The organism is Bacillus sp. FSL W8-1127, from assembly GCF_038006725.1.
Classification (GTDB): Bacteria; Bacillota; Bacilli; order Bacillales; family DSM-4216; genus Bacillus_O; species Bacillus_O smithii.
In genome coordinates this window covers 3353316-3369974 of sequence record NZ_JBBOVU010000001.1, presented here as the reverse complement: position 1 = coordinate 3369974, position 16659 = coordinate 3353316, and the positions used below count along the sequence as shown (strand labels likewise).

12 protein-coding genes and 2 pseudogenes are annotated in these 16659 nt (G+C 42.2%); 13 read left to right on the top strand and 1 reads right to left on the bottom strand.

Annotation, left to right across the window (positions count from 1 at the left end; all coding sequences use genetic code 11):
- Positions 1–282: 282 nt before the first annotated feature.
- Both NST12_RS15765 and argS read left to right on the top strand, forming a co-directional pair.
- Positions 283–813, top strand: a complete 531-nt coding sequence (locus NST12_RS15765) for a DUF1934 domain-containing protein (protein ID WP_048624262.1) — start codon at positions 283–285, stop codon at positions 811–813.
- The gene (gene argS, locus NST12_RS15760) at positions 810–2480 is read left to right on the top strand and encodes an arginine--tRNA ligase (protein WP_328202862.1); all 1671 of its coding nucleotides are present in this window, start codon (positions 810–812) and stop codon (positions 2478–2480) included. Before NST12_RS15765 ends, argS begins: the two co-directional genes overlap by 4 nt.
- A 187-nt stretch (positions 2481–2667) precedes the next feature.
- Here the strand turns inward: argS and cls are convergent, their stop codons facing one another.
- Entirely contained in the window at positions 2668–3870 is a 1203-nt protein-coding gene (gene cls / locus NST12_RS15755; RefSeq protein ID WP_048624259.1) for a cardiolipin synthase, read from the bottom strand.
- 318 nt (positions 3871–4188) lie between these two features.
- Between cls and NST12_RS15750 the strand changes: the two genes are divergently transcribed.
- The 11 genes and pseudogenes from NST12_RS15750 (at position 4189) to NST12_RS15700 (ending at position 16578) form a co-directional block, all read left to right on the top strand.
- The gene (locus NST12_RS15750; protein WP_048624258.1) at positions 4189–6315 is read left to right on the top strand and encodes a heterodisulfide reductase-related iron-sulfur binding cluster; all 2127 of its coding nucleotides are present in this window, start codon (positions 4189–4191) and stop codon (positions 6313–6315) included.
- Between the two features lie 185 nt (positions 6316–6500).
- The gene (locus NST12_RS15745; RefSeq protein WP_048624257.1) at positions 6501–7688 is read left to right on the top strand and encodes an acetyl-CoA C-acetyltransferase; all 1188 of its coding nucleotides are present in this window, start codon (positions 6501–6503) and stop codon (positions 7686–7688) included.
- A 274-nt stretch (positions 7689–7962) separates the two neighbouring features.
- Entirely contained in the window at positions 7963–8814 is an 852-nt protein-coding gene (locus NST12_RS15740) for a 3-hydroxybutyryl-CoA dehydrogenase (protein WP_341101996.1), read from the top strand.
- A 91-nt stretch (positions 8815–8905) separates the two neighbouring features.
- Positions 8906–10036, top strand: a complete 1131-nt coding sequence (locus NST12_RS15735) for an acyl-CoA dehydrogenase (protein WP_341101992.1) — start codon at positions 8906–8908, stop codon at positions 10034–10036.
- A 15-nt stretch (positions 10037–10051) separates the two neighbouring features.
- Positions 10052–11194 (top strand): acyl-CoA dehydrogenase, encoded by a 1143-nt coding sequence (locus NST12_RS15730; protein WP_341101991.1) that lies wholly within the window; start codon positions 10052–10054, stop codon positions 11192–11194.
- A 229-nt stretch (positions 11195–11423) separates the two neighbouring features.
- A pseudogene (locus tag NST12_RS15725) lies at positions 11424–11569 on the top strand (TetR/AcrR family transcriptional regulator); the annotation flags it as partial.
- Between the two features lie 145 nt (positions 11570–11714).
- Positions 11715–12120: pseudogene (gene tnpA / locus NST12_RS15720) on the top strand (IS200/IS605 family transposase).
- Positions 12121–12131: 11 nt separating this feature from the next.
- Entirely contained in the window at positions 12132–13253 is a 1122-nt protein-coding gene (locus NST12_RS15715) for a transposase (protein ID WP_341101988.1), read from the top strand.
- Positions 13254–13797: 544 nt separating this feature from the next.
- Complete coding sequence (locus NST12_RS15710; protein WP_040341037.1) at positions 13798–14004, top strand: hypothetical protein; 207 nt, start codon at positions 13798–13800, stop codon at positions 14002–14004.
- 218 nt (positions 14005–14222) lie between these two features.
- The gene (gene rpoE / locus NST12_RS15705; RefSeq protein ID WP_341101985.1) at positions 14223–14774 is read left to right on the top strand and encodes a DNA-directed RNA polymerase subunit delta; all 552 of its coding nucleotides are present in this window, start codon (positions 14223–14225) and stop codon (positions 14772–14774) included.
- 202 nt (positions 14775–14976) lie between these two features.
- Positions 14977–16578 carry a CTP synthase gene (locus NST12_RS15700; RefSeq protein WP_003353371.1) on the top strand — a complete coding sequence of 534 codons (1602 nt, stop codon included), beginning with the start codon at positions 14977–14979 and terminating at the stop codon, positions 16576–16578.
- Positions 16579–16659: the final 81 nt, after the last annotated feature.

The window sequence follows — 16659 nt, the reverse complement described above, 5'->3', positions numbered from 1 at the left end:
AGGAAAACTTCCCGGCTAAGCTGTTTTAGGGCAGATCTTTTTTTTATAAAATTTGATTTCGTTAAGCAAGCTTTTAATTAGAAAAGGTGTGGAAAAATTTTTTAAAGACTCCCTACATTGCCTTTTGAAGAAATCCCTCTTATAATGATAAAGTTATAGTGAACGAAAAACGGAACGGTTTTTTTAGTTTGATTGAACAGGAATGAAAACATTGGGCATGGCACCGCAAAAGTGAAAACGAGTCATTGCACTTTCCAGAATATTGTCCCAAGAGGATTAAAAGTGCCGCTCGACATGACTGTTGACATTGATTTAAAGATGCAAATAAATGGAATGAGTCTTTTTGAAAGGGATGTGGAGGGTTTGGCGGATTCGATCGACCAAAAAAGAACAGTCAAAATTCATCTGTCTACAGTGATTACGAACGATGAGGAAAAGGAAGAATTTGAACTGGTTTTATTTGGGGAATACTTTGAAAAAGGCGGATCCGTTTACTTAAAATATACGGAAGTCCAAGAAGAAGGGACCGTTAGAACGATTGTAAAGATGTCAGGTGAAGAAGCCGTCATTTTAAGAAATGGAGCGGTAAAATCCAGGCTTGTTTTCGATAAAAATCACCCGATGAGCGGTTCTTACGACAGCCCTTATGGTACACTGTTATTAAATACGATCACCCGGAACATGGATCGATATACATACAGCGAGAAGCCGTTGAACGGCCGTTTGGCTTTGACATACGATTTATTTATGCAAGGAAAGTTCCTCGGAATATATTCCTTGTCCATCACGTTTGAGGAGGTAAAGAATGTATGAATATCGTAGGAAAGATTCAGGAACAGTTGAAATCGGAAATTAAAGCGGCTGTGTTAAAAGCGGGGCTGGCAGCGGAGGAAGAGTTGCCGGCTATTGTGTTAGAAACTCCAAAAGATAAAGCGCACGGCGACTATTCGACCAATATTGCGATGCAGTTGGCTCGAATCGCGAAAAAGCCGCCTCGCCAAATTGCGGATGAAATTAAGAATCAATTCGATCGTTCCCAGGCATCGGTAAAAGAAATCGAAATTGCCGGACCGGGTTTTATTAATTTTTTTATGGATCATCATTATTTAACAAAGTTAATTCCGGCCATTTTAGAGGCGAAAGACCGCTACGGCGAGTCCAACGCGGGAGCTAGACAAAAAATTCAAGTGGAATTTGTATCGGCTAACCCAACAGGCGATTTACATCTTGGACATGCCCGCGGGGCGGCAGTCGGCGATTCATTGTGCAACGTAATGGAAAAAGCCGGTTATGAAGTGACGCGCGAGTATTATATTAATGATGCCGGAAACCAAATCCATAATCTTGCCCTTTCCGTGGAGGCTCGTTATTTTCAGGCGCTCGGAAAAGATAAAGATTTGCCGGAAGACGGCTATTATGGAGAAGATATCGTCCAGATCGGGAAACGTTTAGCAGAAGAGTTCGGGGATCGATATCTTCATGTAGACGAGCAAGAACGCTATCAATTTTTCAGAGAATACGGCTTGAAATATGAAATGGAAAAACTGAAAAAAGATTTAGAAAACTTCCGTGTATCTTTCGATGTTTGGTATTCGGAAACATCTCTTTATAAAAATGGAAAAATCGATGAAGCGTTGGAAGTATTGCGCAAAAGCGGCTACACATATGAAAAAGACGGTGCTCTTTGGTTTCGCTCTACCGCTTTTGGCGATGACAAAGATCGTGTACTCATTAAAAGCGACGGTTCTTACACATATTTAACACCGGATATCGCGTATCACCGCGATAAATTCGAACGCGGGTTTGATAAAGTGATCAATATTTGGGGAGCGGACCACCACGGCTATATTCCGAGAATGAAGGCAGCAATCTCGGCGCTTGGCTTTAATGCAGAGAATCTGGAAGTAGAAATTATACAGCTTGTTCATTTATACAAAAACGGCGAAAAGATGAAAATGAGCAAACGTACCGGAAAAGCGGTCACAATGCGTGAACTGATTGAAGAAGTGGGTCTGGATGCGGTTCGTTACTTTTTCGCGATGAGAAGCGGGGACACTCATATGGATTTTGATTTGGATCTTGCCGTTTCTCAGTCTAATGAAAACCCGGTTTATTATGCACAATACGCTCATGCGCGCATTTGCAGCATTTTGCGGCAAGCGGAAGAACAGCAAATTTCTATTGATGATCAAGTAGATTTATCGTTGCTTGGAACGGAAAAAGAAATTGATTTATTGAAAAAACTAGGATATTTTCCACTAGTTATCGCTGACGCAGCAGAAAAGCGGACGCCACACCGGGTAGCCAATTACATTCAAGAGTTGGCTTCTGCTTTCCACAGCTTTTACAATGCCAATAAAGTTTTGGATCAAGATCATCTTCCTTTATCCAAGGCTCGACTTTCTTTAGTGAAAGCCGTTCAAATAACGCTTAAAAATGCATTAAGCTTGATCGGTGTTTCTGCACCGGAAAAAATGTGAGAAAAAAGCGATTCAAGAACATTTTTTGCTATTTCATTCGGCTTGCCCATTCCTCGAGGCGTTTTTTCGGAAGAAACAGCGATTTCGTCCAAAAAACGGGCCAAAACTGGAGGAATGGAGAGCCTTTCATGCAATAGGGGGTATACCCCCCCTTTTTTCATGGAAAGAAGAAGCTGAACGCCTCATTTTATAGCAAAGGAAGCAGCGTTTTAGCCAATGTGGCTTTTGCATAGGTTGCCGGATCCATTTTTTTGGCTTCTTTATACGTCATGATTTTCGATTGACGTATGTCTTCTTGAATCTCTTTCATGATCACGTTTTGGATAAAAGAAGGGTTGTAAATAAAGCAATTGCACTCAAAATTCAGGCTGACGCTTCTTTGGTCAAAGTTCGTCGTTCCGATAATGGCTTTCTCATGATCAATGATGATCGCTTTTGCGTGGTAGAAACCGGCTTGAAATTCGTAAACGTTTGCTCCTGCTTTCAATATTTGTTGAAGAAAAGGATAGGCGGCTTCCCGAACAAGCGGATGGTCTTTTTTACAAGGGATGATAACGGAGACACGGACGCCTCGTTTGAGAGCTTTTAATAAAGCATCTAAAAGGCGTTTCGTTGGAATAAAGTAAGGGCTGCCGATCAATATAGACTTTTTTGCTTTCAACAGCTCATTTTCTAATTGTTCATCAAGGCCGACTCCGTCCGAAAAGGTAAATTGATGCATGATTCCGCCATTTCCTGCATTTGGAACAGACGAGTCTGCAGGTTCCGTATCTTTTTCACCCGCCGCTTGCCAATCCATCCTAAATTCTTTTAGGAGATCTGAAACGCCAGGGCCTGTCAAGCGAAGATGGTAGTCGCGCCAGGGGGATAAACGCAGCTTTCTCCCGATGTATTCGCCGCCGATATTAAAGCCGCCGATATAAGCAATTTTTTTATCAATGATGGTGATTTTGCGGTGGTTCCGCTGCTGAAAAGTAAAAAAGAAAAAAGGGGGTTTCGGGCGGTTAGAAAAAGCAAACTGAACGCCATTGGCTTTTAACTGTTTGATCCTTTTTCTTTTTAAACCGAAGCTTCCGACCCAATCGCATAGAAGACGGACTTGTATTCCTTCTTTCGCTTTTTGCTCTAAAAGCTTTAAAAAATGTTCGCTAAGGGCGTCGTTTTTTACGATATAAAAGAGGATATCAATAGAACTGGTCGAATCGTTTATATCTTTAAACAAACGTTTGAAAAAATCCTGTCCATCCGTAATGAATTCAAGATCTCCTGTCTGTATAGGATAATTTCGCAGCGCGACGCGTTTTCTAAACCATTTTTTTCCGAAGTAAAAATCGATGGTCAACCAAATAATGAGAACGATAACCAATCCAACAGCCCACATCCATATCATAAAGCCATCCCCTTTCCATATGTCGTCATCTTTTTTTAGTCTGTCCCATTCCTAGCCATTTTACGTGCGAGAATGAAAGGATCTTGTTGCTTCAAGAAGCATTTAGCCTGTTATTGAAGATAAAATTCCAGGAATGAAAGCCTCGATCCGCTGTCTGTTTTTGGTTGATTGAAAAAGTTTGTTCGAGAAAAAGGTTGACTGAACATTCATTCATTATATAATAGAAATAAGTAAATTCAGAAAATTATATATTTTTACTCTAATATAATTGAAAAGAAGAGCTGTTCAAAGATAGGGGAAGGGAGTGCTGAAGAAGATATGAATGGATTATTATGGGTAAATTTGATTGCGGCCATTCTTGTCACTGCTTACGCTGTGTATTTGTTTGCCTATGTGGTCAAAACGCGAATAGAATACATCAAACTGGGAAAAAAAACAGAGTTTGACCACCGTGTTAAAGAGCGTTTGAACAAGATTTGGGTTTATGTTTTCGGCCAGCAAAAATTATTGAAAGACAAGAAAAGCGGAATATACCATGTGATTTTTTTCTACGGATTTATTCTTGTGCAGTTTGGGGCGGTCGATTTTATTTGGAAAGGAATTGCCCCGGGGTCCCATTTGCCGCTTGGTCCGGTGTATCCAGGTTTTACTTTTTTTCAGGAAATCGTCAGTTTGCTGATTTTATTTGCGGTAGGTTGGGCGTTTTATCGCCGATATATTGAAAAGCTTGTTCGTTTAAAACGAAATTTTAAAGCGGGACTCGTACTTCTCTTTATTGGATCGCTCATGATATCCGTATTGGCGGGTAACGGCATGGACATCATTTGGCACGAACCATCCATTAGCTGGACTTGGAACGAGCCGGTAGCTTCCGCCATAGCGGTGGCTCTAACGGGGATCGGCAAGACAGCTGCTGTCACCGTATTCTATATTTTCTGGTGGATTCACTTGCTCGTTCTGCTGACATTCCTTGTTTATGTGCCTCAATCTAAACATGCTCACTTGATCGCCGGTCCCGCAAATGTGTATTTAAATCGGCTGGACCATAAAGGAAAACTACACCCTATCAATTTTGAAGATGAATCTCAACAATCGTTCGGGGTCGGCAAAATTGAAGATTTCACACAACTTCAGCTTGTTGATCTTTATGCTTGCGTGGAATGCGGAAGATGCACAAATATGTGTCCGGCGACAGGGACAGGAAAAATGTTGTCACCGATGGATTTGATCGTCAAACTTCGGGATCATTTAACGAATTACGGAGCCTCGGTCACCTCCAAACAGCCTTGGGTGCCGGCGTTCGCTTTTCAAAATACGAAAGGAAATCAGCTTGCTTTGGCCGCGAAAAACGAAGGGTCCATAGAAGCCGCAGCCGCTGTAGACTATAACCCATCTTTAATAGGCGATGTCATCACGGAAGAAGAAATTTGGGCATGCACCACTTGCCGCAATTGTGAAGACCAATGCCCGGTGATGAATGAGCATGTCGACAAGATTATTGATTTGCGCCGCTATCTTGTTTTAACAGAAGGGAAAGTGGCGCCTGATGCCCAAAGAGTCATGCAGAACATAGAAAGGCAAGGGAATCCGTGGGGGTTAAACAGAAAAGATAGAGAAAATTGGCGGGATGCTCAAGAAGACGTTCATGTTCCGACTGTAAAAGAAATGAAGAAAGCGGGAGAGGAATTCGAGTATTTATTCTGGGTTGGATCGATGGGTTCATTTGACAACCGCAGCCAAAAAATTGCTTTGTCTTTTGCAAAATTGCTAAATGAAGCGGGCGTTAAGTTTGCCATTCTCGGAAATAAAGAAAAAAATTCCGGCGATACACCACGCCGCCTTGGAAATGAATTTTTATTCCAAGAGCTGGCTCAACAAAATATCGCGGAATTTGAAAAGATTGGAGTGCGGAAAATCGTCACTATTGACCCGCACGCTTACAATGTATTCAAAAATGAGTATCCGGATTTTGGATTCAAAGCGGAAGTCTATCATCACACTGAACTTCTGGCCAAGCTGGTAAGGGAAGGGAAACTCCGGCCGAAATATGAAGTGAATGAAACGATCACATTCCATGATTCTTGTTATTTGGGCCGTTACAATGATGTTTTTGACCCGCCGCGGGATATTTTGAAGTCCATTAAAGGGGTAAAATTGGTGGAAATGGAGCGCAATCGTGAAACAGGAATGTGTTGCGGGGCAGGCGGAGGATTGATGTGGACAGAAGAAGACACAGGTCAACGTATCAACGTGGCTCGCACTGAACAAGCGTTAGCTGTCCGGCCGACAGTGATTAGTTCAGGATGTCCCTATTGTTTGACGATGTTGTCTGATGGTACAAAGGCTAAAGAAGTGGAAGAGACAGTGGCTACACTGGATATTGCTGAAATTCTGGAAAGAGCAGTGTTTGGTCCGAAAGAAGCAGAAATGCCAATTTCATCTTGATCAAAAGACGATATAATGCATTAAATTTTGAATTTTCAAAAATGTATTTACCTTTCATCCGAATTTCATTTAAAATAAAGAAAAGATGATAAGGGGCACTTGTCCATTTCTCCTTATTCCATACATTGAGCGAATGTTCATTTGTGTGTAAGCGTTTCCTTTATAAGGGAAAGGAGATGGAAAAAATGGTGAAAACAGTGATTGTTGAGGGAGCAAGGACGCCGATCGGAAAACTTGGAGGGAGTTTACGTTCTTTAACGGCTCCCGAACTTGGAGCGGTCGCGATGAAAGAAGCGATGCTTCGAGCAAATGTTCAACCGGCGGAAGTCGATGAGGTGATCATCGGGACCGTTCTTCAAGGAGGACAGGGGCAGCTTCCGTCCAGACAGGCCGCGAGAAAAGCGGGAATTCCTTGGAACGTCAAAACGGAAACGATCAATAAAGTCTGCGCATCAGGAATAAGAAGCATCACATTGGCGGACCAAATCATTCGTGCGGGAGACGGAGAAGTAGTGGTAGCAGGCGGAATGGAGTCGATGTCCAATGCTCCTTACGTTTTGCAAAACGTCCGTTCCGGCTTGAGAATGGGCGATGACAAATTGGTGGATTTAATGATCTATGATGGTTTAACGTGCGCCTTTTCAGGAGTCCATATGGGTACGTTCGGAAACAAGACCGGAAAAGAACTGGGCATTTCCCGCGAAGAACAAGATGAATGGGCTTATCGCAGCCATCAGTTGGCCATTAAGGCAATGGAGGAAGGAAAGTTTGCCGAGGAAATTGTTCCTGTCGAAGTCCCGCAGCCAAAAGGCGAACCGGTGTTGGTGTCCGATGATGAAGCGCCGCGTAAAGATACGTCCATTGAGAAGCTGGCCAAATTAAAGCCGGCTTTTGATCGAGACGGAACGATCACGGCGGGAAATGCTCCGGGTGTAAATGATGGAGCGGCGGCTCTGGTTCTGATGAGCGAAGAGCGCGCCGAAAAAGAAGGCAAAAACATCCTTGCTCGGATTATTGCTCATGAGGCTGTGGCGGTAGAGGCGGAAAATTTTCCGAAAACTCCCGGATTGGTCATTAATGAGCTTTTGAAAAAAACCGGAAAATCAATTGATGACATCGATTTATTTGAGATTAATGAAGCTTTTGCCGTAGTGGCGCTGGCAAGCAGTCAAATAGCCGGGATCGATCTTGATAGAATCAATGTCAATGGCGGGGCGGTTGCTCTCGGCCACCCGATCGGGGCAAGCGGAGCACGGATAGTTCTCACGTTGGCATACGAGTTAAGAAGAAGAGGCGGCGGAATAGGAGTGGCGGCCATTTGCAGCGGCGGGGGTCAAGGTGATGCCGTTATGATTGACGTTCCCAAACAATAAAGTGTGGTTTTACCTGTTTGGTTGATGGACCTTTCGTCAGGACAGATGCGGCTCAGATATCGTTTTCACTTTAAAAGCGAGGGATTCAAATTCTATAGAAAAGATTACACGAATTCAATGGGGATACCGTTTTGACAACCGGAGAAGGAAGCCTCCGGCAGCTGCTCCTTTTTGCGCCTTTTTAGCTGGCGTGAAGGGGACGGAGGCTGTCTTCCTAATGAAAAAGAAGATTTGGAAGTGTCTGGTTCCCGAATGAATGGTTGAGGTGAAATGAATGGATATCAAAACGGTCATGGTTGTCGGCGCCGGCCAAATGGGGTCCGGAATCGCACAAGTTTGTGCGCAATCCGGCTATCAAGTTATCGTAAACGACATTAAGGAAGAATTTTTAGACAAGGGTTTCGCAGTCATTGCCCGAAATTTAGCCCGGCAAGCGGAAAAGGGAAAGATAACAAATGAGGAGAGAGATCAAACGCTTTCCCGATTAAGGAAATCGATTGATATTCAAGATGCCGGTGATGTGGATTTAGTCATTGAAGCAGCAGTAGAAAATATGGAAGTCAAAAAAAGCATTTTTGCTGAATTAGACAAATATGCGCCGGAGCACGCCATTTTGGCCTCCAATACTTCATCCTTGCCGATCACGGAAATCGCTGCGGCCACGAATAGGCCGGAAAAAGTAATCGGCATGCATTTTATGAATCCGGTGCCGGTAATGAGGCTTGTGGAGATTATTCGCGGATTGCAAACAGCGGAGGAAGTGTATCAATCCATTGAGTCCTTGACCAAATCTCTTCAAAAAGTGCCGATTGAAGTAAATGACTTCCCTGGATTTATTTCGAACCGAGTACTGATGCCGATGATCAATGAAGCCATTTATGCATTATATGAAGGGGTCGCAACAAAAGAAGCCATCGATGAAGTGATGAAATTGGGGATGAATCATCCAATGGGACCGCTTACGTTGGCCGATTTTATCGGCCTTGATACTTGCTTGTATATTATGGAAACCCTTCATGAAGGGTTCGGCGATGATAAATATCGTCCATGTCCGCTTTTAAGAAAATATGTAAAAGCTGGGTGGCTAGGCAAAAAAACGGGAAAAGGATTTTATGAATATTCTTAAACATTGTTTGAATAAGGACAAAGGGGTTTAAAACAGGGACAGCGAGAAGAGCTGTTTAGGCTGTCATCACTACTTTCTTGGGGGGACAGCGATGAAGCTTCACTTCACGGAAGAACAGGAAATGTTTCGAAAAGCGGTTCATGATTTTGCCAAGGAAGAAATAGAGCCGTATTTGGACCGAATGGAGCAAGGGGAGTTTCCGAGGCGTATTGTAGACAAAATGGCAAAAAAGGGGCTAATGGGCATTCCTATTCCGGAAGAATACGGAGGCCGCGGACTGGATTTTATTTCTTATATTTTGGCAATTCAGGAGCTGTCCAAAGTCAGCGCAACCATTGGAGTTATTTTATCCGTTCATACGTCCGTTGGCACGAATCCCATTTTGCATTTTGGAACTCCTCAACAAAAACATAAGTATATTCCGAAGTTGGCAAAGGGAGAGTATTTGGGAGCTTTTTGCCTGACCGAGCCAGGTTCCGGTTCAGATGCGGCTAGTTTAAGAACGAGAGCGGTCAAACGAGGGGATCACTATATTATAAACGGTTCAAAGATATTTATAACGAACGGAGGGGAGGCGAATACATACATTGTGTTTGCCTCCACTAATCCTGAAGCAGGAAGAAAAGGGATTTCCGCTTTTATCGTTGAAAGGGAGACTCCCGGTTTTCATATAGGAAAAAACGAACGGAAAATGGGGCTTCACGGCTCTCGAACCGTTCAATTGACGTTCGAAGACATGAAAGTGTCAGTAGAAAACTTACTCGGAAAGGAAGGCGAGGGGTTTAAGGTGGCGATCACCAATCTCAATACCGGACGCATCGGCATTGCGGCCCAAGCGTTGGGAATTGCGGAAGCTGCCTTGGAAAAAGCGGTCTCCTATGTCAAAGAGCAGCGGTCAACGGGGGAATCGTCCATCTCTGAGCAAGGCGTGGACTTTCGATTGGCGGATATGGCAACGAATGTGGAAGCGGCAAAATTGTTAGTATACCGGGCGGCGTTTTTGCATTCCCGGGGGCTTCCATGCGAGAAGGAAGCATCCATGGCAAAACTATTCGCATCCAATATCGCCATGGAAGTCACAACGGAGGCAATCCAAGTCTTCGGGAGGGAGGGCTATTCGAAAGACCATCCCGTTGAGCGCTATTTCCGAGATGCCAAAATCACCCAAATCTATGAAGGAACAAATGAAATACAAAGAATCGTCATTAGTAAACGGTTGTGAGAAGAGGTGCTGAAAATGAATTTTCAATTATCGGAAGAGCATGAAATGATTCGAAAAACAGTACGTGATTTCGCCCAAAAGGAAGTGGAGCCGACTGCAAGTGAACGGGACGAAGAAGAACGTTTTGATCGGACTTTATTTGAAAAAATGGCAGAATTAGGACTTGCTGGAATCCCGTGGCCGGAAGAATACGGCGGGATCGGCAGTGATTATCTTGCGTACTGTATTGCGATAGAAGAGCTGTCAAGAGTAGACGCTTCTATTGGCGTTACCCTTTCGGCCCATACATCTCTTGCCGGTTGGCCGATTTATAAATTCGGCAGTGAAGAGCAAAAACAAAAATATTTAAGACCAATGGCGGAAGGAAGAAAGATCGGAGCATACGGTTTGACGGAACCGGGATCTGGATCGGATGCCAGTGCAATGAAAACCACTGCGCGGCGGGATGGAGATGACTACATCTTAAATGGGTCGAAAATTTTTATCACGAACGGCGGTGAAGCGGATATATATGTCGTCTTTGCCATGATGGAACCGGAAAAGAAGCACCGTGGCATTAGCGCGTTTATTGTGGAAAGCGGATTTGAGGGATTTTCCATTGGCAAAAAAGAAAAAAAGCTGGGAATCCGCTCTTCGCCTACGACGGAAATTATTTTTGAAGATTGCCGGGTTCCAAAAGAAAATCTTCTTGGAAATGAGGGAGATGGCTTTAAGATTGCCATGATGACGTTGGATGGAGGGAGAAATGGGATTGCCGCTCAGGCGGTTGGTATTGCTCAAGGCGCTTTGGATGCCGCAATAGCCTACGCGAAAGAGCGTCATCAATTTGGCAAGCCGATCATCGCCAACCAAGGAATTTCTTTTAAATTAGCGGATATGGCAACCGGTGTAGAAGCAGCCAGATTATTAACCTATCAAGCTGCTTGGCTTGAATCGCAAGGTCTTCCATACGGAAAAGCTTCCGCCATGTCGAAGCTTTTTGCCGGAGATACAGCGATGAAAGTCACAATCGAAGCCGTTCAAGTTTTTGGTGGCTACGGGTTTACAAAAGATTATCCGGTGGAACGCTTTATGCGTGATGCTAAAATCACCCAAATCTATGAAGGAACACAAGAAATTCAAAAACTGGTTATCTCTAGAATGTTAACAAAGGAATAAAAATCGAAAAAAATATCAACGGCAAGAGCTTGCCTATAAAATAACCATGATCCCAATTGGACGAGAAGTCGGAAGTCTGACTCCTCTGCGTTTTTTTGCACAGTATCAAAAGGTCTCCGTCAAAGAGGGCGCCAGAATACGCAAAGGAGCGCAGACTTTTTTTACCGCAAATGGTCAAAAGCAGCCAAGACTAGAACAAACTATGCCTGATGAAAAGGCGGTCGATCGTATGAAAGGAAGAAAAGTTCATGCTTCTGTAAAAGATGAACAACTGATTCAAAAAAGGCGAAATGAGATGATTAGAGGGACGGTCCTTTTTTTAAAAAAGAGTTTCATCGCACAACTACTAAAGAAATGGCAAGTGAATTTAACTTCCCTCCGAAAGAAGTCTCCTACTTCTAAACGTGAAAGTGCGGAAGCACCAGTGAAAGTGGGAGATGAATTTCGGTTAGGCGTAGCCTAAAGTTGTCTCTTTTTTGTACTACGATATAATCAGTATTTATATAAATGAAAGACTGTTATATCAACGGAATTAGATAATAATAATCATTCGGTATTCCTTTTGTATTATCATCTTGTTCTGGTCGTAAAATATCGCAGACAAGTGATTGATGACCCCATATCTGACTATGCAAAAGATATGTTTATTCGACTTGGTGAACATTACAATATTTCCTTGGGCGAATGGAATCACGATCTTGACCATGTACATATTTTGTTCAAAGCACATCCGAATAGTGAACTATCAAAGTTCATCAATGCCTATAAAAGTGCAAGTTCTAAGACTTATCAAAAAGCATTTTCCACAAGTGAAAAGAAAACTTTGGAAAGAGTATTTTTGGTCAAGAAGCTTTTGCTTACTTACAACAGGTGGTGCGCCCATTGAAGTGATAAAGCAGTATATAGAAAATCAAGGGAGGAAGTGAGGTGATTTGATATGGCAAACAAAGCATATAAATTTCGTCTGTACCCAACACAAGAACAAGAGCGACTTCTTACAAAAACCTTCGGTTGCGTTCGTTTCGTCTACAACAAAATGTTGGCTGAACGAATGGAAACATATGAACCATTCAAGGACGACAAAGAAGCCTTGAAAAAGCAAAAAAAATTCCCGACTCCTGCAAAGTACAAAAAGGAATTTCCATGGCTCAAAGAAGTAGACAGCCTTGCGTTGGCAAACGCTCAACTGAATTTGCAGAAGGCATACCAAAACTTCTTCTCTGGTCGTGCTGAATTTCCGAAGTTCAAAAGCCGAAAGGCGAGACAGTCCTACACAACCAACGTGGTCAACGGAAACATTATGCTTTTGGATGGTTATATCAAATTACCGAAACTGAAACTTGTAAAAATCAAACAACATCAAGAAATTCCGTCACATCATATCATCAAGTCTTGTACGGTTTCTCGAACAAAAACAGGAAAATACTATGTTTCTATTCTCACTGAATGCGAACATCAACCTGTACAAAAAGAAGTACAAGCTGTGGTTGGATTAGATTTTTCCATGAACGGTTTATTTGTCGATAGTGAAGAAGGTAAGACAGCCAATTACCCTCGTTTCTATCGCCAAGCCTTGGGAAAATTAGCGAAAGAACAGCGTGTTCTATCACGCAGAAAGAAAGGTTCTAATCGTTGGCACAAGCAACGACTAAAAGTGGCGAAGCTACATGAAAGAATTGCGAATCAACGAAAAGACTTTCTACATAAGGAATCGCACAAATTAGCGAAACTATATGATTGCGTGGTTATCGAAGACCTCAACATGAAGGGAATGTCCCAAGCACTCAATTTCGGCAAAAGCGTTGCTGATCATGCATGGGGCATGTTCACGAAATTTCTCCAATACAAGTTAGAGGAGCAGGGGAAAAAGCTTCTCAAAATAGATAAGTGGTTTCCATCATCCAAAACTTGTTCATGTTGCGGTCAAGTAAAGGAGTCTCTATCTCTTTCTGAGCGCATATTCCATTGTGATTGTGGTTTTGTAGCAGATAGAGATTGGAATGCTTCTATCAATATCAAGCGTGAAGGATTGCGACTGTTGGCATTAGCATCATCATAAATAGAGCATGGAACAGGCTCGATAGCTAAGTAAATTTCGTACCGTTAGGTGCGATTACCTTAGAAGCCCTCACCTCTAAGCGAAGCGAAGGTGGCGGGTAGTTCACAGTACATAAAATGGATTTTAAAAACGTTGGAACAAGGAAAGAGCTAAAAGATTTGGCAGGTTTCTGTGTATTCTTTCCGATAAAAAACTGCGTATTGTAAAAAACCAAATCAATTTCGTCTGTCCAAGACATAAACATAAATTGTGAATATCTGTCTTTTTTACAAACCACCCTTTCATTTGGAACGAAAGGGTGTTAAAAGAAGAAGAGGAAAGGATGAAATCAATTTTGTCGTACGGATGGAAAGGCCGGTCGGTTTCTGATCATTCATAAGACATTTCAATATTTTGCTCATCTCTTCGAAAGACGGGACCAAGCACGTCAAGTGATGATCAAAAGAGGGGTCCCTCTCTTTTGCTGAAGCTGCAGTAGGGAGTAGTATATGAAGAATATTCGCGCTATAATAATACAGCGAAAGATAACTTGGGGCGTGGAGCGATGAAAATTTTGCGAAGATGGGTCGCAATCGGTTCCTTTGTAGCTGTCTCCTCCTTTCTTTATGAAAAACAATTGGGAGCTGTTCCTTTTTTGTTTTTATCTATTTTTTTCCTGACGGCTGCTTATCGAGTGAAGACAAAAGATCGGAAGAAAATGAATGTGAGCATCTGGGGAACTTCTTATAAGAGTGAAAAAATGAGTGAATAAGCGGATTATATATGGCATAAACAAAGCATTATTGTTTATAATGGAAAATATGTATTCTAGTGTTCAATAATGTACAGAGCGTAATTTCAGCATAAGAAAAGGCTGGGTTTTAATCCGTGTTCTTTATGTGCTCTTGAGCAGGAAGCACCCGAATGGATCAACACTTTGTTTTTTTCGCTCCTTAAAGAGTGTGGAAATAGAGAAAGGAAGTGCGAACAGTGAATCTTGAACAGTTGTCGAAAGATGAGTTAAATGAAATGTCTTTTATTGAGCTGGCCTTTGCCATTCTAGAAAACAAAAAACAAGCCATTCCATTCCAACAATTACTGAACGAAATTCAAAAAATATTAGAGTTGTCCGATGAAGAAATTCAGGATAAAATGGTTCAGTTTTATACGGATTTAAATATTGACGGTCGTTTTCTTGCCTTAGGTGAAAACCAATGGGGGTTAAGAGCGTGGTATCCAATTGATCAAATTGAAGAAGAAACCGCTCCGACGGTGAAAGTACGAAAGAAAAAGGCGAAAAAAGCGGTGGAAGATGAACTCGAAGATTACGATGATACGGTGGAGGATGGTGATTTCGAAGATCTGGATGATTTTGATGACAGCCTCGACGAAGTAGAAGATGATCTGGATGACGAAGAGGATTTTGACGATTTGGATGAAGAAGAAGATTTTGATGACGATCTTCTGGATGAAGACTATGATTTGGACGAAGACGAATTGGACGAGGATTTAGACACTATTGACAAAGAAAAGGAATTATAATTCTGCGCTTGACTTCTTTTAATGAGAATTGTAGTATGTTATCTGGGCTCTATAAAAACTTTTTTGTATATAAAGAAGAAAGAACGCTCCCTTACTGTTCATAGGTAAGAGGGGCGTTTTTGTATTTTACCCAAAAAACTAAGGAACATTATATACAACAGTTGTTTCAGATATCAGCGAACATTATGAAGGGGGAACTAAATTGACAAAATATATATTTGTAACTGGCGGTGTGGTTTCTTCTTTGGGAAAAGGAATTACGGCTGCATCTTTAGGCAGGCTTTTAAAAAACCGAGGATTAAATGTGACGATTCAAAAATTTGATCCGTATATCAATGTGGACCCAGGTACAATGAGTCCATATCAGCATGGAGAAGTGTTTGTTACGGATGATGGAGCGGAAACGGATCTTGACCTTGGGCATTATGAACGTTTTATTGATATTAATTTAAATAAATACAGCAACGTTACAACCGGGAAAGTGTATTCGGCTGTATTAAGAAAAGAAAGACGCGGTGAATACTTAGGCGGAACGGTGCAAGTTATCCCCCATGTAACGAATGAAATTAAAGATCGGGTATTTCGGGCAGGAAAAACGACGAACGCGGATGTGGTGATCACAGAAATCGGCGGAACAGTCGGCGATATCGAGTCGCTGCCATTTTTAGAGGCAATCCGTCAAATTAAAAATGATGTTGGGCGTGACAATGTGATGTACATCCATTGTACGTTGATTCCTTATATAAAAGCAGCTGGTGAAATGAAAACGAAGCCGACCCAACATAGCGTAAAAGAATTGCGCAGCCTCGGCATTCAGCCAAATGTGATTGTCGTGCGTACAGAAATGCCGATATCGCAAGAAATGAAAGATAAAATTGCTTTGTTTTGCGATATAGATCCAAAAGCTGTCATTGAGTCAAGAGATGCCGATACATTGTATGCCGTTCCGCTCGCTCTTCAAGAACAAAAACTAGATGAAATTGTTTGCCAACATTTGAAATTGCAATGTCATGAAGCGGATATGACGGAATGGAAAGAACTTGTCGACCGCGTGAGAAACTTATCGCGGAAAACAAAGATAGCTTTGGTCGGAAAATATGTGGAACTTCAAGACGCTTATATTTCCGTTGTTGAGGCCTTAAGACATGCCGGGTACGCTTTTGATTCAGAAATTGAAATTCAATGGGTCAATTCGGAACATGTGAACTCGGAAAATGTATCCGATTTGCTCAAAGAGGCAGATGGAATTTTAGTTCCGGGCGGATTTGGCGATCGGGGAATTGAAGGAAAGATCGTTGCCATCCAATATGCCCGAGAGAATCGGGTTCCATTCTTGGGCATCTGCCTTGGCATGCAGCTGGCGTCGGTGGAATTTGCTAGAAATGTACTGGGATTGGAAGGAGCTCATTCTTCTGAAATTCGTCCTGATACAAAATATCCGATTATTGATTTGCTTCCGGAACAAAAGGATGTAGTGGATCTTGGCGGAACTTTGCGGCTTGGATTGTATCCTTGCAAGCTTTCGGAAGGGACAAAAGCGTATGAAGCTTATAAAGAAGAAGTCATTTATGAGCGTCATCGCCATCGATATGAATTTAATAACGAATATCGGGAACAAATGGAAAAACATGGTTTTGTTTTTTCCGGTACAAGTCCGGATGGGCGTTTGGTTGAAATCATCGAATTAAAAGATCATCCTTGGTTTGTCGCCAGCCAATTCCATCCTGAATTTACTTCAAGACCTACTCGTCCGCAGCCGTTGTTCCGTGACTTTGTAAAAGCCGCTATAGAAAATCAAGCATAAGAAAGTATCTTATTCAGATATAGATCAAATGAATGTGTGGAAAAACACATCTATCATTTGACATGAAATCGTTGAAAGAGG

What these genes read in the sequence shown, in the direction of transcription:
- NST12_RS15745 (WP_048624257.1), top strand. Translation starts at nt 6,501, where the DNA reads ATGGTGAAAACAGTGATTGTTGAGGGAGCAAGGACGCCGATCGGAAAA.
- cls (WP_048624259.1), bottom strand. Translation starts at nt 3,870, where the DNA reads ATGATATGGATGTGGGCTGTTGGATTGGTTATCGTTCTCATTATTTGG.
- NST12_RS15730 (WP_341101991.1), top strand. Translation starts at nt 10,052, where the DNA reads ATGAATTTTCAATTATCGGAAGAGCATGAAATGATTCGAAAAACAGTA.
- NST12_RS15710 (WP_040341037.1), top strand. Translation starts at nt 13,798, where the DNA reads ATGAAAATTTTGCGAAGATGGGTCGCAATCGGTTCCTTTGTAGCTGTC.
- NST12_RS15735 (WP_341101992.1), top strand. Translation starts at nt 8,906, where the DNA reads ATGAAGCTTCACTTCACGGAAGAACAGGAAATGTTTCGAAAAGCGGTT.
- NST12_RS15740 (WP_341101996.1), top strand. Translation starts at nt 7,963, where the DNA reads ATGGATATCAAAACGGTCATGGTTGTCGGCGCCGGCCAAATGGGGTCC.
- argS (WP_328202862.1), top strand. Translation starts at nt 810, where the DNA reads ATGAATATCGTAGGAAAGATTCAGGAACAGTTGAAATCGGAAATTAAA.
- NST12_RS15715 (WP_341101988.1), top strand. Translation starts at nt 12,132, where the DNA reads ATGGCAAACAAAGCATATAAATTTCGTCTGTACCCAACACAAGAACAA.
- NST12_RS15750 (WP_048624258.1), top strand. Translation starts at nt 4,189, where the DNA reads ATGAATGGATTATTATGGGTAAATTTGATTGCGGCCATTCTTGTCACT.